The 20357-nt window shown below is 74.0% G+C and carries 20 protein-coding genes and 1 riboswitch; of the genes, 13 read left to right on the forward strand and 7 right to left on the reverse strand.

The window, feature by feature from the left end; genetic code table 11:
• Positions 1-7: 7 nt before the first annotated feature.
• Positions 8-937 (forward strand): (2Fe-2S)-binding protein, encoded by a 930-nt coding sequence (locus tag LPA41_RS06965; protein ID WP_229069102.1) that lies wholly within the window; start codon positions 8-10, stop codon positions 935-937.
• A 368-nt stretch (positions 938-1305) separates the two neighbouring features.
• Here LPA41_RS06965 and LPA41_RS06970 read toward each other — a convergent pair whose 3' ends face one another.
• From LPA41_RS06970 to LPA41_RS06980, 3 genes are read right to left on the reverse strand one after another with little or no spacing between them, the layout of a single operon-like run.
• Complete coding sequence (locus LPA41_RS06970; protein WP_229069103.1) at positions 1306-2292, reverse strand: phosphotransferase family protein; 987 nt, start codon at positions 2290-2292, stop codon at positions 1306-1308.
• A 22-nt stretch (positions 2293-2314) separates the two neighbouring features.
• Positions 2315-3082 carry a CbtA family protein gene (locus LPA41_RS06975; protein WP_229069104.1) on the reverse strand — a complete coding sequence of 256 codons (768 nt, stop codon included), beginning with the start codon at positions 3080-3082 and terminating at the stop codon, positions 2315-2317.
• Positions 3073-3276, reverse strand: coding sequence for a CbtB domain-containing protein (locus LPA41_RS06980; RefSeq protein ID WP_229069105.1), 204 nt, complete (start codon positions 3274-3276; stop codon positions 3073-3075). The genes LPA41_RS06975 and LPA41_RS06980 overlap by 10 nt, the downstream gene beginning before the upstream one ends.
• 56 nt (positions 3277-3332) lie before the next feature.
• A riboswitch (cobalamin riboswitch) is annotated at positions 3333-3404 on the reverse strand.
• 85 nt (positions 3405-3489) lie between these two features.
• Here LPA41_RS06980 and LPA41_RS06985 point away from each other — a divergent pair.
• From LPA41_RS06985 to LPA41_RS07010, 6 genes are all read left to right on the forward strand, one after another.
• Positions 3490-4053 (forward strand): GNAT family N-acetyltransferase, encoded by a 564-nt coding sequence (locus LPA41_RS06985; RefSeq protein WP_229069106.1) that lies wholly within the window; start codon positions 3490-3492, stop codon positions 4051-4053.
• A gap of 83 nt (positions 4054-4136) precedes the next feature.
• On the forward strand, positions 4137-4868 hold the full coding sequence (locus LPA41_RS06990; RefSeq protein ID WP_229069107.1) for an ABC transporter ATP-binding protein: 732 nt from the start codon (positions 4137-4139) through the stop codon (positions 4866-4868).
• Positions 4865-7378 (forward strand): ABC transporter permease, encoded by a 2514-nt coding sequence (locus tag LPA41_RS06995; protein ID WP_229069108.1) that lies wholly within the window; start codon positions 4865-4867, stop codon positions 7376-7378. Before LPA41_RS06990 ends, LPA41_RS06995 begins: the two co-directional genes overlap by 4 nt.
• A gap of 1 nt (position 7379) precedes the next feature.
• A complete protein-coding gene (locus LPA41_RS07000; RefSeq protein ID WP_229069109.1) occupies positions 7380-8858 on the forward strand; it encodes a sensor histidine kinase in 1479 nt (492 codons plus the stop codon).
• Positions 8846-9490: a response regulator transcription factor gene (locus LPA41_RS07005; protein ID WP_229069110.1), complete on the forward strand. Its 645-nt coding sequence runs from the start codon at positions 8846-8848 to the stop codon at positions 9488-9490. Before LPA41_RS07000 ends, LPA41_RS07005 begins: the two co-directional genes overlap by 13 nt.
• Before the next feature lie 67 nt (positions 9491-9557).
• Positions 9558-9941, forward strand: coding sequence for a hypothetical protein (locus LPA41_RS07010; RefSeq protein WP_229069111.1), 384 nt, complete (start codon positions 9558-9560; stop codon positions 9939-9941).
• A gap of 154 nt (positions 9942-10095) precedes the next feature.
• On the opposite strand, the gene LPA41_RS07015 is transcribed toward LPA41_RS07010, so the two are convergent.
• Both LPA41_RS07015 and LPA41_RS07020 read right to left on the reverse strand, forming a co-directional pair.
• Complete coding sequence (locus LPA41_RS07015; protein ID WP_229069112.1) at positions 10096-11424, reverse strand: aromatic acid exporter family protein; 1329 nt, start codon at positions 11422-11424, stop codon at positions 10096-10098.
• 177 nt (positions 11425-11601) lie between these two features.
• Complete coding sequence (locus tag LPA41_RS07020) at positions 11602-12039, reverse strand: MarR family winged helix-turn-helix transcriptional regulator (RefSeq protein ID WP_229069113.1); 438 nt, start codon at positions 12037-12039, stop codon at positions 11602-11604.
• Positions 12040-12143: 104 nt separating this feature from the next.
• On the opposite strand from LPA41_RS07020, the gene LPA41_RS07025 reads away from it, so the two are divergent.
• The 6 genes from LPA41_RS07025 to LPA41_RS07050 all read left to right on the forward strand — a co-directional run bounded on the left by LPA41_RS07025 (position 12144) and on the right by LPA41_RS07050 (position 19211).
• Positions 12144-13331 carry an MFS transporter gene (locus LPA41_RS07025; RefSeq protein WP_229069114.1) on the forward strand — a complete coding sequence of 396 codons (1188 nt, stop codon included), beginning with the start codon at positions 12144-12146 and terminating at the stop codon, positions 13329-13331.
• Positions 13328-13513, forward strand: coding sequence for a hypothetical protein (locus LPA41_RS07030; RefSeq protein WP_229069115.1), 186 nt, complete (start codon positions 13328-13330; stop codon positions 13511-13513). The genes LPA41_RS07025 and LPA41_RS07030 overlap by 4 nt, the downstream gene beginning before the upstream one ends.
• A gap of 91 nt (positions 13514-13604) precedes the next feature.
• The gene (locus LPA41_RS07035; RefSeq protein ID WP_229069116.1) at positions 13605-14390 is read left to right on the forward strand and encodes a cyclase family protein; all 786 of its coding nucleotides are present in this window, start codon (positions 13605-13607) and stop codon (positions 14388-14390) included.
• A gap of 119 nt (positions 14391-14509) precedes the next feature.
• Entirely contained in the window at positions 14510-15820 is a 1311-nt protein-coding gene (locus LPA41_RS07040; RefSeq protein WP_229069117.1) for a radical SAM protein, read from the forward strand.
• 122 nt (positions 15821-15942) lie between these two features.
• Positions 15943-18204, forward strand: coding sequence for a bifunctional diguanylate cyclase/phosphodiesterase (locus LPA41_RS07045; RefSeq protein WP_229069118.1), 2262 nt, complete (start codon positions 15943-15945; stop codon positions 18202-18204).
• Positions 18205-18605: 401 nt separating this feature from the next.
• Entirely contained in the window at positions 18606-19211 is a 606-nt protein-coding gene (locus LPA41_RS07050) for a GNAT family N-acetyltransferase (protein WP_229069119.1), read from the forward strand.
• Here the strand turns inward: LPA41_RS07050 and LPA41_RS07055 are convergent.
• Together LPA41_RS07055 and LPA41_RS07060 are read right to left on the reverse strand one after the other, a co-directional pair.
• Positions 19192-19854 (reverse strand): ThuA domain-containing protein, encoded by a 663-nt coding sequence (locus LPA41_RS07055; protein ID WP_229069120.1) that lies wholly within the window; start codon positions 19852-19854, stop codon positions 19192-19194. The genes LPA41_RS07050 and LPA41_RS07055 overlap by 20 nt on opposite strands.
• On the reverse strand, positions 19851-20354 hold the full coding sequence (locus LPA41_RS07060) for a hypothetical protein (protein WP_229069121.1): 504 nt from the start codon (positions 20352-20354) through the stop codon (positions 19851-19853). The genes LPA41_RS07055 and LPA41_RS07060 overlap by 4 nt, the downstream gene beginning before the upstream one ends.
• Positions 20355-20357 lie beyond the last annotated feature (3 nt).

The raw sequence follows: 20357 nt of genomic DNA on the forward strand, positions 1-20357 counted from the left end.
TGGGCCCGTGCTCGACGACCCGGTTGCCTCCGCGCTGCGGGCGGCCGCGCGGTTCGGGCCCTACTTCACGTGGGAACCGTGGGAGGGCGACCCGTCCTGGCACCCGCTGCGTGACCTGCTCACCCCCGAGGTCGTCGCGGCCCGGGTGGCCCTCGGCCGGCAAACCCTCGCCGGGCTCGGCGGCCTGCGCCCCGACGACCTCGAAGAACGCGCGGTCGCCTCGATCATCTTCCTCGGTCTGGCGTCCCGGCTGGTATCCCCGCTGGTAGGCGCGGCGGCCGCCGGCGGCGCCCTGCCGGCCCCCGACATCGACCGGATGTGGTGGCGGCAGGTGCCGGGCGGCCCCATCCCGATCGCGTGGCGTGACCTTCGCACCGCGCCGGAGAGTGACGCGGCGCAGCTGCTCGTCCTCGTCGAGCCGATCCTCGACGTGTTCCGGGAGCGGTATGCGCTGTCGCCCCGGGTGCTGTGGGGAAATGTGGCGTCGGCGCTCGGCGGGGCGGCCGGCATGATCGCCGATGCCGCGCCGAGGATCGCGGGGGCGGTTCCAGGTGCGGGAACGGCGGCGGGGGCGGCCGTTCCGGGGGCGGTTCCGGGCGCGGGAACGGCGGCGGGGGCGGCCGTTCCGGGGGCGGGCTTGAGCGCGGAGGCGGCGAGCGGGGTGGCGGGAGTGCCGGGCGTACTCGCCGGCACAGGCGTCGGCGTCGGTACTGCGGCGGGTCGGGCGGCGGCTTTCGTCGAAGAGGCTCTGCGGCTGCCGCAGCTGCGGGGCAGCGGGAGCCTGGTCCGGCCGGACGCGGATCGGGAACGGTGGTTCCTGGTGCGGGCCAACTGCTGCCTCTACTACCGCATCCCCGGTGGTGGCACGTGCGGCGACTGTGTCCTCACCCCGGAGCCGGCCCGCCGTCGGCAGTGGCAGGCGGTCCTGAACCGTTAGCGCTTCGTGGACATCGCCCCCGGGTACGGCGCGGAGGTAGCGCCGCCGTCCGCACGGCCGGCGCGAGGCGATGCGTTGCCTCCGCGCGGCGGTGTTGATCTGCTAGCGATGCGAAATTGCTGTGATCATGGGGTTGAAACCGCGATTTCGCATCGCTAGCAGATCAACATCTCGCCAGGGACGGCGCCTCCGGGACAATCAGAGAAACCGAAAGCCACGGCGCCGACCGGTTCGACCGAAATAAGCGAAATGTCGGTTGGTTGCCATGGCCGAACTGACCACGGTGACTGGCTGACCGCGCTGACCCCGCGGTGACCCCGCGGTGACCGGAGTGACCGCGCGACTCACGGGGTGGTCGGGGAACGGTGTCAGTGGGGTCGGAGTTCGGCGAGGGCCTTGGTGATGTTCCACTCGGCGAGGGCGAGCATCCAGTCGCGGTGGGGGAAGTCGGTTGTCGCGATCCGCTGCGGGCCCTCGATGAGGGAGATCGTCTGCGCGTAGCGGTACAGCGCCAGGCGGGCCGGGTCCACGTCGACCGGGTGCAGGGACGGGTACGCGTCACCGAACCGCATCCGCAGCCACGCGTGGTCCCATTCGACGTCGAACCAGGCCAGGCCCTCGAAGTCGATCATGACGGGTTCGCCGGACGGCGTGACGAAGACGTGGTCGGGGCCCAGTTCGCCGTGGACCAGCCCGTACGCCTGCCGGGGCCGGACCGCGCCGCGCAGCTCGCGCACATGGTCGGCGATCCGGTCCTGGGCCGCGGCGATCCGGTCGTCGCGGGCCGCCGCGGTGTCGAGGTGGCCGAGGGCCCGCGCCACGATGACGTCCTCGGGGCGCCGCCGCTGGGACGCCGACCCGCTGGCGACGGCGGTGAGCTTGCCGTAGTGCGGGCCGGGCGTCGTGTGCATGCGCCGGATCGCGGTGCCCAGGGCGGTGAGCGGACCGGCCGCCGCGTCCGGGTCGTCGGCGAGCAGGGCTTCGAGGGTCCGGGCGCCGACGTCCTCGACCAGGGCGAAGTCGCCGCCGGGGAACTGGCCGGCGCGGTCCAGCGCGTACAGCCGGGGGGTCCGCACGCCGGCGTCGGTCAGCGCCGCGTGGTTGACGGCGAACAGTTCCGCGCCGGACGCGTCGGTGAACGGGTCGTCCGGCACCACCGGGGACGGCGGCCAGTAGTTCTCGCCGGCCGCCCACACGTACAGGATCGTCGTCGTGGCGTCGTCGAGGCGGAGCCGGTACACCCCCTTCTTGGAGCCGCCGGTGAGGCGGTCGAGGGAGGTCAGCCGCCGCGCGGCGCCGAAGTGGTCCCGGACGAGGTCGTGCAGGTCGTCCGGGACCAGGAATGTCCGCTGCATGCCGCGCCTGTCGCCGAGGCGGTCAGGCCGCGGTGGTCTGCTCGGCGCGCGCCGGCGACGCGGGCGTGCCGCGTGGCGTGACGAAGGCGCCGAAGGTGAGGCCGAGCGCGGTCCAGAGAACCGCCTGCACGCCGAGCGAGACGACCCGGAAGTCCCAGAGCAGGCTGGGCGGGAACGTCGCGGGCACCTCGTCGATGCTCGGCAGCATCAGGTAGGCGACGGCCACCACGACCAGGGAGGCGGTCGTGCCGGCGGCCGCGCGCCGCCACTCGGCCTGCTGGGTGCGTGCGGCGACGACGGCCGCCCAGACCGCGACCAGGCCGAGCACCAGCGCTGCCAGGTAACTCCAGGTGCGCTGGTCGATGGTGGCCGGGTCGCCGACCGCGGGTGGGTTCGGCGGGTACTTCAGGAACGGGATAAGCACCACGCCGACCAGGGCGGATCCCGCCAGGAAGAACACCGCGCGGGGGTCGCTGCGGGTGTGCAGGCGGCGGCGCAGCAGAGCGTACGCGGTGGCCAGGATGCCACCCATCGCGATGCCGTAGAGCGTGGTCGCCAGGACCAGACCGGCCTTCTGCCCGTCCCGGCTGACCAGCGGCTCCTCCTCGGCCGTGCCGGGCGCGGCCGGTGGCGCCGCGGCCTGTTCGATGGCGATGGCCGCGTCGATGTGTGTCTCGCCGAAGGTGAAGGCGAACGCTCCGGCCAGCAGACCGGCGATCAGGCCGGCGAGCAGCCCGCGGATCAGCAGCTGGGCGAAGCCGCGGCTCGCGGGGGTGCCGGTCAGTGGCACGGGACGCCCAGCAGGTGGCGGCCGTCGTGCATGAGTTCGTGCAGGTACATGCCGCTCTGCGAGAGGGCACCCTGGTCGAAGGCGACCAGGTAGGCGAGCAGCAGCATGACGGCGACCACGCCGGCGGCGGTGCCCAGCTGACGACCGGTGATCGCGGGCGCCGCGGTGGGCTGGGCCTGCTGGATGTCGGACATGTGGATCGAACCTCCTGCGGGATGACGCGTCCCGTTCGTGGGGCCTGCGGCGGGCGAGCTCTCTGGCTCCCGGCCCTCGCGGACCGGTCACAGTGGCGCGACCGCGCCGGGCTTCCACCGGCTTCCCTCGCGTCGCCGCAGTTGGCAGCTTCAACCTAATGTCCGCCGGGAGCGGGCACAACCGGGTGCCCTTCTGTGGTACCAATGTTATTGATGATCTTCACCATCACGGCGGTGACCGCGACCCGGCTGCGGAGCTTGGGGGAGCGGCTGCACCCCATCTACCGTGACTGCTTCGGCGCGCCACCGCGGAACGAGACGGACGGCGAGCTCGCCGGCTTCCCGGACCGGCTGATCCGGGACACCCACGAGCCCGGGGCGTACGGCGTGGTGGCGTTCCGGGGCGGCGAGGTAGCCGGGGCCGTCTACGGCTGGCCGAGCCGCACCGACGACCTGCCGGCCGCGGTCGTCGCACCGGCGGTCTTCGTCGCCGAGCTGATGGTCGCGCCGGTCTTCCGCGGCCAGGGCCTGGGCCGGCGGCTGCTGGACCGGTTCACCGCCGGACATCCGCGGGCCTGGCTCACCACGCACGCCGGGACCGCCGGCTTCTACGAGTCCGCCGGCTGGACCCGGTGCGCCGGCGACGACCCGGCGCGGGTGCTCTACCTGCGCGAGACCCCGGTGCCGCGGTCGTCGTCGGCCGGCTCGGTGTGCGGCGTCCCGCGGACCACCATCTGGGCGCCACCGGACCGGCGTCCCCGTACCCGCACGTTCTGAGAGCCGGGGGTAGGGGTTTCCCCACCCCGGGACCCATAGGTCGCCGTGTGCCGGGATCCGGGCGCGCCGACCAGGCTTGTGGCATGAGAGATTCCGGAACCACAGTCGTCGAGCTGACGGGTGTCACCAAGTCGTACACGGCCGGCATCCGGGCCCTGGACGGCGTGTCGGTGACGTTCGGGTCGGGCTCGTTCACCGCCGTCATGGGCCCGTCCGGCTCCGGCAAGTCGACGCTGCTGCACTGCGCCGCCGGCCTGGACCGCCCGGACTCCGGGCGGGTGCTGCTGGCCGGGCAGGACATCGGCGGGTTGCGGGAGCCGCGGCTCACCCGGGCCCGCCGGCGCCGGGCCGGTTTCGTGTTCCAGTCCTACAACCTGATGGATTCGTTGTCGGTGTGGGACAACGTGCTGCTCCCGCAGCGCCTGGCCGGTGTCCGGCCGGACCGGGCCTGGGCGCGCGACGTGCTGCGCCGGGTCCAGCTGGACGGGCGCGAGCACGCCCGGCCCGCCCAGCTGTCCGGCGGGCAGCGGCAGCGGGTGGCCCTGGCCCGGGCGCTGGCCGCCCGGCCGGAGATCATTTTCGCGGACGAGCCGACCGGGGCGCTGGACCTGGCGACGGGCCGCGCGGTGCTGGCGCTGTTCCGCGAGGCGGTCGACGACCTGGGCACGACGATCGTCATGGTCACGCACGACCCGGTCACCGCCGGGCAGGCCGACCGGGTGGTCTTCCTGGCCGACGGCCGCATCGTCGCCGACCTGACCGAGCCGACGCCGGAGCGGGCCGCCGCGCAGATGATGGCGGTGGTGGCGCGATGATGCGGCTGGCCCTGAGTACGCTGCGCGGGCACCGCGGCAGCCACCTCGGCACCTTCGTCGCGGCGCTGCTGGCGATCGCCCTGCTGGCCGGCGGCGGGCTGCTGCTGGCGTCGGTGCTGACCGCCCGGCCGCCGGCCGACCGGTTCGCCGCCGCCGCCGTGGTGGTGGCCGGCCCGCACGAGGTGAAGCTCACGACCACCACCACGAAGAAGAAGGACAAGGTCAAGACGAAGGTCAAGACCGAGACGCTGACCGGGTCGCGGACCCTGCCGGCCGACCTCGCCGGTCGTCTGGCGGCCCTGCCCTCGGTCACGGCCGCCGTCGCGGACGTCGCCGTCCCGGTGCGGGCCGGCACACCGGACGGCCGGGTGCTGCGCGGGGCGGACGGCGCACCCGTCATCGGGCACGGGTGGGCCTCGGCGGCGCTGACGCCGTACACGCTGCGCAGCGGCCGGCCACCGAACCCGGGCGAGGTGGTCCTCGACGCGGACCTGGCCCGGCGGGCCGGCGACACGCTGGTGATCACGACCCGGACGGGCACCCGGCAGGTGCGGGTCGTCGGCGTCGCCGCGCCGGACGGCCGGGACGGGCTGCCGGCGCAGGGCGCGATCTTCCTGGCCGACGCGGACATCGGCGCGGTCGCCGGCACGGCCGGTCCGACAGCGGTGGCGCTGCTGGCCGCCCCCGGCGCCGACACCGCCGCCCTGGCCGCGGCCGTGCGGGACCTGGCCGGTGACGCCGGCGTGCACACCGGCGCCGACCGGGTCCGCGCCGACCTGCCCGGGGCGCTGCCCGACTACATCGGCCCGATCTCCATCTTCGGGTTCGTGCTCGGCCTGACCGGGTTCGCCGCGGTCTTCGTCCTCACCGGCACCGTCACCCTGAGCGTGCGGCAGCGGTTGCGGGAACTCGCGCTGCTCCGGACCGCGGGCGCGACACCGGGCCAGCTGCGGCGGCTGCTCGGCGCGGAGAGCGTGCTGGTGGCCGGGGTGGCGGCACTCGGCGGAGCACCCCTGGGCATCGTCGTCGCCGAGGTGGTGGCGGCCCGGTTCCGCCAGCTCGCCGTGGTCCCGGCCCAGTTCGAGGTGCGTACTTACGCGTTCGTGCTCGTCGCCGCGGCCGTGGCCGGGATGCTCGTCACGTTCGCGGCCGCCCGGCTCGCCGGCCGCCGCGCGGTCCGCATCGCCCCCACCCAGGCACTGACCGAGACCGCGAACGTTCCCGCCGGTGGACTGGCACCGCGGCTGCTCGTCGCGGCGGTGACCACCGCGGGCGCCGTCGCGTTGCTGACGTTCGTACCGCTGGACGGGCCCCTGGGCATCGGCATGAGTTTCGTGGCGACGGCGTTGCTGCTGTGCGCGGTGGCCGCCCTCGGACCGCTGCTGGTGCGCCTGCTGACGGGGCCGATCTCCCGCGTCCTCGGCACGGGTGGCGCCGCGGGCTGGCTGGCCGCCCTGGTGACCCGGGCGGAACGCCGGCGCGTCGCCGCGGTCGCGGTGCCGCTGGTCCTGATGTTCGCGGTCAACGCGGTCATGCTGCTCAACAACGCCCTGGTGGCCGACCTGGCCGAGTCCGAGCAGGCCGCGCGCACCGCCCCGGCGACGGCGCAGGTGTCGATGCCGGCCGGGCTCGACCTGGGAACGGCCCGCCGGGTCGCCGGCACCGACGGGGTGACCGGGGCCGCGATCACCCTGCCGACCCGGGTGGTCGTGGCGCAGGGCGGGAAACCGCAGGACTACGCGGCGCAGGGGCTGCTGACCACCGGGACGGCGCCGGCGCTGGACCTGTCGGTGCGCGAGGGCGCCCTGGGCGGGCCGGAGACGTTCGCCGCGAGCGCGTACCTCACCCGGCAGCACGGCTGGCACGTCGGCGACGAGGTGCCGGTCTGGCTGGCCGACGGGCACCAGGTGCGGCTGCGTCTGTCCGCTGTCTACGAACGGGCCCGGGGGTTCGGTGACCTGGTGCTGCCGGCCGGCCTCGTCGCCGCGCACGACCCCGCCGGGCTGGTCGGCGCGGTCGGGTTGCGGTACACCGGTGACGTGCCCGCGCGGCTCGCCGCCACCGTTCCCGGCGTGCGCGTCACCCCCGCCCTCGGCGCCGGGCCCGCCGGCGACGCGGCGAACCAGCAGGGCGGATGGGAACTGCTGATGGTGATCTCCCTCGGCTTCACCGCGATCGCGGTCGTCAACACGTTCGCCATCGCCACGGTGTCACGCCGGCGGGAGTACGCCGGTCTGCGCCTGGCCGGTGCCACCCCCGGCCAACTGCACCGGCTCGCGTTGCGGGAGGCTTTGATCACGGTGGCCGTCGGGCTGACCCTGGGCGCGATCGTGACGGGCGTGGTGGTGGCGACGTTCAGCACGGCACAGGACGGCATCACCCGGATCGTCGTGGACCCGCTGACGTACCTGGCGATGATCGGCGGGGTCGGCGGGCTCGGGCTGCTCGCGGGACTGCTCCCGATCCGGCTCGTCGTCCCCCGCCGCAGCCTGCCCGCACTGGAGGCCTGACATGGCCGCGGCCCGGCCACGCCGGCGGCCCGGCGTGGCCGCCGCCTGGTCCCGCGGTCGGACCGGCGTGGGGGTCGCGGCCCGCGCCCGGACCGGCGTGGGGGTCGCGGCCCGCGCCCGGACCGGTACCATCGACGCGATGCTGCTGCGGACGGCGCGGGCCCTGGCCTACCTGGCCACCGGTGTCGTCGCGGGCGTCCTCGGTTTCGCCTGGGCGATCGCCGCCACGGTCGTCGTCACACTGACCTCGATCACCCATCTCGGCGGGCCGGTCTTCCTCGGCGCCTCCTGGGTCACCCGCCGATGGGCCGACGCGGAACGGCGCCGGGCCGGGTGGGTCCTCGGCACACCGATCACCTCGCCGTACGTGCCCGGCCGCGGCCGGACCGTCGTCGAACGTGTCCGCGCCGTGGCCGCCCAGCCGGCGACGTGGCGCGATCTGGTCTGGCTGATCCTGCTGTTCCCGATCGGTCTGGCCGGCGGGGTGGCCGCGATCGTGACCACCGTCGTGGAGGCCGGCATCCTGACCGCGCCACTGTGGGCCTGGGCGGTGCCCAACCCGCACGCACCGGAACCGATGCGTTTCCTGATGACCACCGTCGCGGGCCGGTTCGTCCTGGCCCTGCTGGGCGTCCTGCTGCTGCCGGCGGCCGCCTGGCTGGTGCGCGCCCTCGGTCGGCTGCAGGCCCGCACCGCCCACGCGCTGCTGGCCCCCGGCCTGCACCGGCACCTCGTCGACGAGACGGCCCGGCTGACCGAGACCCGCCGTCGCGTCGTCGACGCCCAGGCGGCCGAACTGCGGCGCATCGAACGCGACCTGCACGACGGCGCTCAGGCCCGGATCGTGGCCGCCGGGATGACCCTGGCGCTGGCCGCCCGCAAGCTCCGGCCGCGCGTGCCGGACGCAGCCGGTGAGGCGGCTCCCGGCCTGGCCCCGATGACCGCTGACGTCGGCCGGAGGCCCGCGACCGCTGACGTGGCCGTGGTGCCGGCCTCCGAGGGCGTCGACCTTGCGCCGGCGGCCGCGGACGTCGCGCTGGCCCGCCGTCAGCTGGACGAGGCCCTCACCGAGCTGCGCCGGCTGGTCCGCGGCATCCACCCGCCGATCCTCACCGACCGGGGTCTGCACGCCGCGGTCACCGCGCTCGCCGGGGACAGCCCGCTCACCGTCGGCGTCCAGGGCGATCCCGGCGACCGGTACCCGGCCGCGGTGGAGTCGGCGGCGTACTTCGTCGTGGCCGAAGGCCTGGCCAACGCCGCCAAGCACGCCGGAGCCGGCCGGTGCACCGTCGCGCTGGGCCGCTCCGGCGACATCGTCCGGGTGACACTCACCGACGACGGGCACGGCGGCGCCGACCCGGCCGGGTCCGGCCTGGACGGGCTGCGGCGCCGGGTCGAGGCCCTCGACGGCACGTTCACCGTCACCAGTCCCAGCGGCGGTCCGACCGTCCTGCACGCGGAGTTCCCATGCGCATCGTGATCGCCGAGGACCTGCTCCTGCTCCGGGACGGGATGGTGCGGTTGCTGACCGACACCGGCCACACCGTCGTGGCCGCCGTGGACACCGCTCCCGCCCTGATCGCCGCGGTCGGCGAGCACCGGCCGGACCTGTCCATCGTCGACGTCCGGCTCCCGCCCGGGTTCCGGGACGAGGGCCTGCGGGCGGCCCTGCGGCTCCGGGCCGACGACCCCGGCACCCGGGTGCTCATCGTCTCCCAGTACGTCGAACGCGCGTACGCCGCGGAACTGCTCGCCGACGGCCGGGGCGGAGTCGGCTACCTGCTCAAGGACCGGGTGACCGCCCTGGACGACTTCTTGGACACGGTGGAGCGTGTCGCCGCCGGCGGCACCGCGATGGACGCCGAGGTGGTCCGCCAGCTGTTCACCCGGAGCAGCCGCAACCACGGCATCGACGGGCTCACCGCCCGCGAGCGGGAGGTCCTCGACCTGATGGCGCAGGGCCTGTCCAACTCGGCGATCTGCGGCACCCTGTTCCTGGCCCCGGTGTCGGTGGAGAAACACATCACCAGCATCTTCGCCAAACTCGACCTGCCACCCGCCGACGACACCAACCGGCGGGTACGGGCCGTGCTGACCTACCTCAACCAGTGACCGGCACGTGTGTGGCGTACCCGGTCTACAGTCACGGCACTGTGCCCCTCGACGCAGGAGTGTTCCCGTGACAACCACTGCCGTGCCACGCCGCCCCGCCGTGCCCGTCGCAGCCGTGCGTACTCTCGTGGGCGTACAGCTCTACGTCGTCGCGGCGTATGCGGCCGGTGCCCTCGTGCCGTATCTGTGGGCGCCCCGGGCGTACCCGCCGACCTGGTTGTGGATCGTGCCCGGCTGGCTGCTGGGGGTGCCCGGCTTCTACGTCGCGCTGCTGGGCGCGCCGTTCGCGGTCGCCGTCGCGGCGCTCGGCGTCGCCCAACTGGGTCTGCGCCGCGGTGTGCCGCCGGCGCTGTACCGCTGGTGCGTCGCCGCCGCCGTGCTCACCAGCCTCCTCGCCGCCTTCAGCCTGACCCCGCTGGGGCAGACGATCGCCGCGTTCGTGGCCGACTGAGCCGCACCAGCCCGCCGAGCCGCAGGAGTGCCCGCCGCGCCAGCCCGCCGAGCCGCAGGAGCGGCCGCCCGCATCAGCCCGCCGAGCCGCACCAGCGCCCGCCCGAGGCGCACCGGATCCGGCCCAGCTCGATCGGACCCGGCCGGGTTCGCGGTCAGCGGCCGGAACGGGCCGGGACGCGCTTCTTCCACATCAGGCGGACGGCCGGCAGCACCTCGGACACGGCCGGGATGCCGGGGCCGGGCTCGTGCACGCCGACGGACAGGGCCGGCGCGGACCGTTCCAGGGTGCCGGCCATCCGGTCGATGTCGGTGATGATCGAGCCGGTGAGCACCAGCACGCCGGTGTCGTCCACCTCGGTGCGTACCGTGCGCAGGGTGCGCCGGCGGGTTTCGCGCAGGTCGTCGAGAAGGGCCCGCAGTTTGCCGGCGTCCGCGGCGGCGCCGGCGTCCCGGTCGGCGACCAGGGCGGCGTGGGCGTCGAACGCGTCCGCCGCGGCGGCGAGGACCTGGCCGATCTGGCCGGGCACGACCGGCGCCTGCGGGGTGGCGGCGGCGTCGAACATCGAGCGCGCCACCGAGTTGACCTGGTGCACGCCGTGCTCGAGGGCCCGCAGGGTCTGCTGCAGCGGCGCGACCCGGGTGACCGGGGTGGTCAGCGACCAGCGGGCCTGCCGGAGCAGGTCGTCGACGGCGGTGCCGGCCTCGTCGAGGTCCGCCTCGAGTTCCCGGGACCGGGCCAGCCAGCGGGCGGCCTGTTCCGGGGTGTAGGTGTCGCGGACACCGGCGCCGAGCTGACCGAGCAGGCGGGCGATCTCGGCGGAGAGGCAGGCGAGCCGGTGCCGGGCCCGTTCGAGCGGCGTCATGCCGCCGACCAGCGGGGACAGGATCACGCCGACCAGGATGCCGAGGGCGGTGGCGGCGATCCGCTGCCAGACGAAGGCCTCGGTGACGACGCTGCCGGCGACGAGGATGCCGAGCGAGGTCATCGGTACGGTGATCGCCCCGTCCCCGAGCCGCAGCAGACGGCCCGCGGCCAGACCGCATCCGGCGATCACCGCGATCGACCACGGCGTCAGGCCGAACGCACCCCACACGACCACGGTGACGGCGATGCCGGCGAGCGTGCCGACCAGCCGCTGCGTGCCCTCACGCATCGAGGCGTGCGCGCTGAGCTGCACCGACAGGGTCGCGGAGATCGCCGCGGTGACCGGGCCGACCACGTTCAGCGTGTCCGCCGCCGACCAGGCGATCCCGGCGGCGGCCCCGGTCACCAGCACCGACCGCACGGTGGCCGGGTCGGTGCGCCCGTGGCAGCGGCGCGCGACGCGGCACAGCGGGGCTGGCAGGTGCGGCCGCAGCCGGGCGAGCGCGGCCCGGCCGGCTGCCTCGGCGGCGGGACGGACCTGGCGGGACAGCACTGTCGCGGCGACCGCGCAGAGGGTGAGACCGAGGACGACGAGGGTGACGGGGTGCGAAGGCAACGAAGCGGCTTTCTCCTGAGTTCCGTACTGTTTCCGCTTCGAAAGCTAGGCCTCCGCTAGATCGTTTTAGGCGATTCGCGGGAAATGTGATGGGCGTCGCGCCCGGTCGGGTGGTAGCCCTCGCCCCGAAGGGAGTAGTCGGGTGGCAGCCCTCGCCCGGTGATGGGGGAAAGGCGCCTACCCGGTCTGGAGGAAGGTGACGAGCCCGGCCAGCTCGGGTGTGCCGGTGGCCTCCCGCAGGGCCTCGCTCAGCGCCTGGTCGTGGGTGGGCCGGGCCTGCTCCAGCAGCCGCTGCCCGGCCGGGGTGAGCTCGGTGTAGATGCCGCGCCGGTCGTCGGCGCACAGAATCCGGGTGAGCAGGCCGCGGTCCTCGAGGCGGGTGACCAGCCGGGTGGTGGCGCTGCTGGACAGTGCGGCGGCCCGGGCCAGCTGGCGCATCCGCATGTGCCAGCCGTCCTGGCGGCTCAGCGCGTCGAGCACGGTGTACTCCACCACCGAGAGTTTGTGCTCGCCCTGCAGGCGGCGTTCCAGCTCGGTCTCGATCAGGCCGTGCAGGGCGGCGAGCCGGCGCCAGCCCTGTGCCCGTACCTCGATCGCGTCATCGGTGATCCCCACGTGGCCGAGGATACACCGCCTTGCGCCGATATAGCGCGCGTGCAACTATCGTCAGGTTGTTGCACACGCTGCCTATCTGCGTCTGCATTAAGAAAGGCGTCATCATGCCCATCGCGCTCTACGCGCTCGCCCTCGGCGGGTTCGGGATCGGGCTGACCGAATTCGTCATCGCCGGCCTGCTCCCCGAGGTGGCCGCCGACTTCCGCGTCACCGAGGCCGTCGCCGGCTACCTGATCTCCGGGTACGCCCTGTCCGTCGCGGTCGGCGCCATCGCCCTCACCGCCGCCCTCGGCCGGGTCGACCGCAAGAAGGCCCTGCTCGGCCTGATGATCCTGTTCATCGCCGGTAACCTGCTGTCGGCGGTCGCGCCCTCCTACGAGCTGATGCTGCTCGGCCGGATCCTCGCCGCCCTGTGCCACGGCGCCTTCTTCGGCATCGGCGCGGTCGTCGCCGCCGACCTGGTGCCGCAGAACCGCAAGGCCGCCGCGATCTCCGTCATGTTCGCCGGGCTGACCATCGCCAACGTCCTCGGCGTCCCGCTCGGCACGTTCCTCGGCCAGGCCGCCGGCTGGCGTGCCACCTTCTGGGCGATCGCCGCCATCGGCATCGTCGCGTTCGCCGGGATCACCGTGCTGGTGCGGCCCACCCCGGCCGCCGCCCGGACCGGGCTGCTGAGCGAGTTCCGGATCTTCGGCAACCGCCAGGTCTGGCTCTCGATGGTCGTCACGGTGCTCGGCTACGGCGGCATGTTCGGTGCGTTCAGCTACATCGCGTATACCCTCACCGAGGTCAGCGGGTTCTCCTCGTCGACCGTGCCGTGGCTGCTCGTACTCTTCGGGGTGGGTCTCTTCGCCGGCAACATCGCCGGCGGCAAGGCCGCGGACCGCGACCTCGGGCGTACGCTCATCGTCCTGCTCGCCGCCCTCACCGTCGTCCTGGCCGTCTTCGCCCTGGTCGCGGGCAGCCAGCTCGCCACCGTCGTCGCCCTGGTGCTGATGGGCGGGTTCGGCTTCGCCACCGTGCCCGGCCTGCAGATGCGCATCCTCGCGCACGCCGCCGACGCACCCACCCTCGGCTCCGGGGCCAACATCGCCGCGTTCAACGTCGGCAACGCCTTCGGCGCCTGGGCCGGCGGGCTCACCCTCGCCGCCGGCCTCGGCTACACCGCGCCGATGTGGGCCGGCGCCGCCGTGACCCTCGCCGGCCTGCTCGTCTTCCTGGTCGCGGCCGCCGTCCCCGGCGGCGAGTTCCACCGCGACCGCACCCTCACCCTGAACGGAGCCACCCGATGAACCCCACCGTGCTGGCACCTGCAGCAGGGCCGCGTGGTGATCCCGAAGTCGGTGACGCCCACCGGATCGCCGCGAACCTCGACGTCCTCGGCTTCGAGCTGACCGGCGCGGAACTGTCCGCGATCGACGCGCTGGAGGCGGACGGGCGCACCGGCCCGCACCCGGACACCTTCCAGGGCTGATCGCCGCCGACACGCCACGGCCACCGGGCGAAGCGGGCGCGGCGGGCCGGACCGCGCGAGAATGGCCGGTGTGTGCGTCAACCATCACAGCATGACCCGCCGCGGTGCGCTGCTGGGCGGCGTCGCCCTCGCCACCGGTCTCGCCGCCGCCGCCACCGCGACCCCGGCCACGGCGGCGCCGGTGAGCACCCGGCGCGGGATCCGTGACCTCACCCACCCACTCGGACCGGCCTTCCCGGCGTTCAGTCCCGGCGAGGAGGCGAGCCGCCGCACCGTCGCCACGATCGCGGACGACGGCTACTTCATGCAGGAGTGGCGGATCGTCGAGCACATCGGCACCCACGTCGACGCGCCGGCCCACTTCGCCCCCGGCGGCCGGCCCGCCACCGAGCTGCTGCCGGCCGAACTGGTCGTGCCGGCCGTGGTCGTCGACGTGGCCGCCCGCGCCGCCCGGGACCCGGACACCGTCGTCACCGTCGACGACCTGCGCGCCTTCGAGAGCCGGCACGGCCGGATCCCGGACGGCGCAGCGGTGCTCATGCACTCCGGGTGGGCCACCCGGGTCGACGACCCGGACGCTTACCGCAACGCCGGTCCGGACGGCGGCCTGCACTTCCCGGGCTTCGGCGCGGAGGCTGCCGCCTGGCTGCTGCGGTACCGGCGGATCCGCTGCCTCGGCGTCGACACCCTCAGCGTCGACCCCGGCGTCTCGGCGGATTTCGCGGTGCACCAGCTGCTGGCCGGCGCCGACCGGTACGGGCTGGAGAACGTCGCCGACCTGCACCGCATCCCGCGGACCGGGGCCACCGTCTTCGTCGGCCTGATCCCGTACGAGGGCGGCTCCGGCGGCCAGGCCCGGGTGCTCGCCACCTGGTGACCGCATTCCCGCCGCGCGTACGCTGTCGCGAACGTCTCCATTTGCCGACCCCGTGACATCGCCGTGGCGCGATGGCCTGTGATGAGCTGGAACGGCTTGGACCAGCGCAAGGAGGACGCATGCAGTCGCGTACCGATCTCGTCGAAGATCTGATGGCACGCTTTCCGCACGTCCCGCGCGAGGCGGTGATCAAGGAAGATCTGTTGCGGGGCGGGCTCGCCTTCGACGACTCGGCGCTCACCGACAACGAGAAGGGTGACGTCAAGCCGAAGTCGTACTTCATCTTCTCCTTCGACCACCGCACCCTGCCGGAGCTGGGCGAGGCCGCGCTGCGCCGCCCGCCGGAGGAGATCGTGCTGACCGGCGGACCGTACGACATGCGCCGCACCGTGGTGAGCGTGCGCATCAACCCGGCCTCGCCGTACCGGGTGAAGCCGGACGCCGACGGCCGGCTGCAGCTGTTCCTCGACGGCCGGGCCATCGCGGACGTCGGCCTGCCGCCGATGCCGGACTACTACCGGCACACCCTCGCCAACGGCAAGCAGGTGATGGAGGTGGCCCCGACGATCCAGTGGGGTTACCTCGTCTACCTCACCGTCTTCCGCGTCTGCCAGTACTTCGGCGCCAAGGAGGAGTGCCAGTACTGCGACATCAACCACAACTGGCGTCAGCACAAGGCGGCCGGGCGCCCGTACACCGGTGTCAAGCCGGTCGACGAGGTCCTCGAAGCCCTCGAGATCATCGACAAGCACGACACGCTGAAGACCTCGACGGCGTACACGCTCACCGGCGGCAGCGTCACCTCGCAGGTCGGCGGCAAGGCGGAGGCCGACTTCTACGGCCAGTACGCCCAGGCCATCGAGGAGCGGTTCCCCGGCCGCTGGATCGGCAAGGTCGTCGCCCAGGCGCTGCCGAAGGCGGACGTGCAGCGCTTCAAGGACTACGGCATCCAGATCTACCACCCCAACTACGAGGTGTGGGACAAGCGGCTCTTCGAGCTCTACTGCCCCGGCAAGGAGCGGTACGTGGGTCGCGAGGAGTGGCACCGCCGCATCCTCGACTCCGCGGAGATCTTCGGCCCGCGCAACGTCATCCCGAACTTCGTGGCCGGCATCGAGATGGCCGAGCCGTTCGGCTTCACCACCGTGGACGAGGCCATCGACTCCACCGCCGAGGGCCTGCACTACTTCATGTCCAAGGGCATCACGCCCCGGTTCACCACCTGGTGCCCGGAACCGACCACGCCGCTGGGCAAGACCAACCCGAACGGCGCCCCCCTGGAGTACCACATCCGGCTGCTCGAGACGTACCGCGCGACCATGGACCACTACGGTCTGGCGAGCCCGCCCGGGTACGGCCCGGCCGGCGCCGGCAACGCGGTCTTCTCGGTGAGCTCGTTCATGGACAGCCTGCCCGCCGCGCAGGACTGATCCGCGGTTCCGCGGTCAGCCGTTCCGCGGTCCGCCGTTCCGCTCAGCTCCGTTCCCGTGCCGCCGATGGAGGTGGATCGGCCCGGGACGGGGCTGGGGACGGAAGGAACCGCGGGACTGTGATGCGACAACCGGCTCGCTCGGCGAGGCTTCTCGTCGCCCTGACCTGCGGATGGCTGCTGGTCGGCGTGGCGATCGGCGTCCTCGGGACGCTGACGGCCGTACCGTCCTGGACGTTGTGGCCGCTGACGGTCGCGGCGGTGCTGAGCGCCGCGGCGGCCTGTGCGGTCGCCGCGCGTGCGGCCGCCTCCGCCGCCGGCAGCCACTTCTGGCGGCGTCTCGGCTGGGCTGTCGTCCTGCTCGCCGCCGGCGCCGCCGGACAGACCGTCGACACCCTGCGCGTCCACGACGAGCTCGTGGCGATGAGCCCGGTCACCGGTGCGCTCTACCTGGCCGCCGTCAGCGTCGCCGTGGTGGCGCTGCTGCGCCTGCCGAGCCGCCGCCGCAGCTGGCGGGCCACCCTCGCGCTCTGGCTCGACATCGCGATCGTCGCGGTCGCCGCCGGCCTCGTCGTCGGCCAGACCATCACGGTGCTGCCGGTCCCGATTGCCGAAGGTCCGCTCGCGACCGCGCTGCGCGTCATCGTCGTGGGCACCGCGTGCGCCGCGGTCCTCGCCGTCGTCAAGGTCGGGATGAGTGGCGCCGGCGCGGTGCACGGCCCGGCCCTCTGGATCCTCAGCCCGGTCGGCTCGCTCGGCGCGGTGTCGCTGCTGATCGCGCCGGCGGTGCAGCGGTGGCCGCACCTGAACGCCACCGTCATCGTGCTGCCGGCGTTCGCGGTGCTGCTGGCGGTGGCCGCGTACGCCCAGGTCCGTGCCGACACCGCGACGGCCGCCACGTCACGGCCGCGCCAGGTCACCGGCGTCGGCCACGGCATCAGCCGGGTCCCGTACGTCGCGGTGGCCACCACCGTGGCCGTCCTGCTCAGCGTGGCCGTCCACCGGGGGTCGCTGCCGCTGGGCCTCGCCGCCGGCGCGGTCACCCTGATCGTGCTCGTCGTGGTCCGGCAGCACCTGGCGCTGAGCGACAACACCCGGCTGGTGGACCGGCTGGCCGCGCAGGCCCGCCGCGACGACCTCACCGGCCTGCCCAACCGCCGCCACTTCACCGGTGAGCTGCAGGCCCGCGCCGGCCAGGCCGGCGCCGTCACCGTGGCCGTCTGCGACCTCGACGGGTTCGCGGGCCTCAACGACCGGGTCGGCGACGCCGCCGGCGACGAGGTGCTGCGCCAGGCCGGCGAACGGATCTCCCGGACGGCCGGGCCGGGTGCGCTCGTGGCCCGCCTCACCGGCGACGAGTTCGGCGTCCTGGTGCCCGCCGGCCACCCCCTGGCCGCCGGCACCCGGCTGCCCGAGGCCCTGCTGCGCGCGTTCCAGGAACCGCTGCCCGCCGACGGGCACGACCTGCTCGTCACCGTCACCGCCGGGGTCGCCACCGGCGGCGGCGACACCGTCACCGACCTGCTGCGCCGCGCCGAGCTGGCCCAGCAGGCCGCCCAGCGCGTCGGCGCCGGCCGGTACCAGCAGCACACCGACGCCCTGGACGCCACCGCCGAGCACACCGCGCACCTCGCCGCGGCCCTGCGCCGCGGCCTGGGTACCGGCGAGTTCCGCCTCGTCTACCAGCCCATCGTGGAACTGCCGCACGGCACCATCAACGCCGTCGAAGCCCTGATCCGCTGGCACCCCGCCGACGGCCGCCCGGTCTCCCCGGCCGAGTTCATCCCGGTCGCCGAGCAGACCGGCATGATCATCGACCTGGGTGCCTGGATCCTCGACACCGCCTGCGCCGACGCCGCCGCCTGGCAGCACCGGCACGGCGCCGTCGCCCCCCGGGTCAGCGTCAACGTCTCCGCCCGCCAGCTGCTCGACCCGGACCTGCCCGGCCTGGTCGCCGCCGCCCTGCACCGGCACGGCCTCGACCCGCACCTGCTCACCCTCGAGATCACCGAGACCGCCGTCTTCGCCGGCGGCCCCGCCCTGGACACCGTGCACGCCCTGCGCGCGCTCGGCGTCGGCATCGCCCTCGACGACTTCGGCACCGGCCACTCGTCGCTCACACTGCTGCGCACCTGTCCGGTGACCAGCCTCAAGGTCGACAAGTCCTTCATCGACGAGCTCAACGGCAGCCCGCAGCAGGAGGCCATCGCGGCCTCACTGAGCGGTATCGCCCACACGCTGGGCCTGCGCGCGGTCGCCGAGGGCGTCGAGACCCAGGGCCAGGCGGACCGCTTGCACGCTCTCGGTTACCGGTACGCCCAGGGCTTCCACTTCGCCCGCCCGGCCCCGGCCGCCGAGATCGACCTGGCATTGGTCCCGGCCTGAGGGCGGCGGCCGTCGCTGTCCGCTCCCGGCTTGAGCGCGGCGGCAGCCGGTGTCCACTCCCGGCTTGAGCGCGGCGGCAGCCGGTGTCCACTCCCGGCTTGAGCGCGGCGGCAGCCAGTGTCCGCTTCCGGCCTGAGGCCGGCCTGCCGCCGGCCGATCGAGCCGTCCCTGCCGAGATGTTGATCTGCTAGCGACGCGAAATCGCGGTTTCAGGCCCTTGATCACCGCGATTTCGTAGCGCTAGCAGATCAACACCCGCCGCGCGGACGTGACGTCGTGCGACCGGCGTGGGTGATGGGCGGCCGGGCGCACGGCTGGGGTGATGTGCGGCCGGGCGCACGGCGGCCACGGTGCGGGCAGCCCGCTTCGACGGACGCCGCTGGTGCGCTTAGGGTCGGTGGATGCATATCCGGCCGATCCACCAGGGCGACGCGGCCCGCATGGCGGAGCTTCTCGAGCAGCTCGGGTTCCCGGCGGGGGAGCGGGACGTGCGGCAGCGGCTCGACTACTGGCTCGGCGACCGGGCCGGTGCGCTGCTCGGTGCCGACGACGACGGCCAGCTGATCGGGGTGGCGGCACTGCACGTCACGCCGATCCTGGAGATCACCGGGAAGTTCGGGCGGCTGGCGGCGCTGGTGGTCGACGAGGCGCATCGGGGGCGTGGGGCGGGCCGGATGCTGATCACGGCGGCACAGGAGCGGGCCCGGGCGGCGGGGTGCCTGTTCCTGGAGGTGACGAGCAGTAATCATCGGCATCCGGCGCACCTGTTCTACGAGAGCCTCGGGTTCACCGACAGCCGGGAGACGTCGCGCCGCTTCGTGCTGGACCTGACGCCCGAGGGCGACCGGCGCGGCGGGGCGCCGGCGGGCGAGCGGGCCGGCGCAGGCTCACCGGAGGACGCGCGGCGCGACGCGGGCGGCTTGGCTGACGCGGGCGGCTTGGCTGGCGCGGGCGGGTCGGGTGACGCCGGCGTACCCGGCCGGCGGGTCACCGCTGCGGAGAGTTGAGGGCGCCGGCGGCCCAGAGCAGGCCCCGCTCGGTGATCGTGCGGGTCTGCGGGACGCGGAGGTCGGCGGGGGAGTGGCCGAGCGTGCAGACGAAGACGCGGCCGGCGCCGAAGTGGCGGGTCCAGACGACCGGCATGGTCACGCCGGCGGTTTCCGGTGCGTCGGGCGTGCCGGCGAACTCGGTGGTGGCGAGCACGGTCAGGGACGGGTCGACGTGGCAGAAGTACTGTTCGGTGTGCACCCGGTAGCCGCCGAGCCCGGCGGTGATCGGGTGGGAGCCCGCGATGCCGATGGAGTGTTCGACGAACCCGCCCGGGTGGAAGACGAAACGGCCACCGATCATGTACTGGTACTGCGGGTTCTCGTACCCGAAAGCCGTGATCCCGCCGTGCCATCCGGCGAGGCCGGCGCCGGACCGCACGCGATCGACGAGGTTTCGCTCCTGTGACGCGGTGAGCCCGCCGTTCGTCCAGCACTGCACGATCAGGTCGGCGGACGCCAGCAGGGCCGGATCGTCGTAAGCCGCCAGCTGGTCGCGAATGTCGATCGCGAAGCCCCGCGCGGCGAGGAAGTCGATGAACAGCGAGGTCGACTCCACCGGCGCGTGGCCCTCCCAGCCGCCGCGGACGATCAACGCCTTCATGCCGGCACCCCCGTCACATCCAGCAGGTAGCCCCGGCGCCCGGATTCCAGACGCGGGATCACTGACACCTCGCGCCGGTCGTGGTGGCCGATCCGCACGATCCGGTCGACGCGCCAGGACCGGCAGGCGCGCGCCAGCAGTTCGTCACGCGGTTCGAACAGATCTGTCACGTAGTCCTCGGCGATGCTGAACCGCCCGCGCGCCCGGACCAGACGCCCGCCCTCGGGCAGGTCGTCGGTCCGGACGTACGCGGTGAGCCCGCCCGTGCCGAGCATCCAGCCGTGCACCCAGCCGGCCTCGACCGGCTGCACCTCGCCGACCAGCTCGTATCCGCTGCCGTCGTCGTATCGGGGCGGTGCCGGCGCGTCGGTGTAGGCCCACGACTCGCAGTCGAACTCGAGCGCGAGCCGGACCGTCGCGCCGACCCGGGTGACCCAGCCGTCGCTGCCGACGACATTGTCCGGGATCAGCACGTCGCGCAGCGAATTGATCATGCTCATCCG

It is taken from the genome of Actinoplanes sp. DH11, assembly GCF_020873875.1.
Classification (GTDB): domain Bacteria; phylum Actinomycetota; class Actinomycetes; order Mycobacteriales; family Micromonosporaceae; genus Actinoplanes.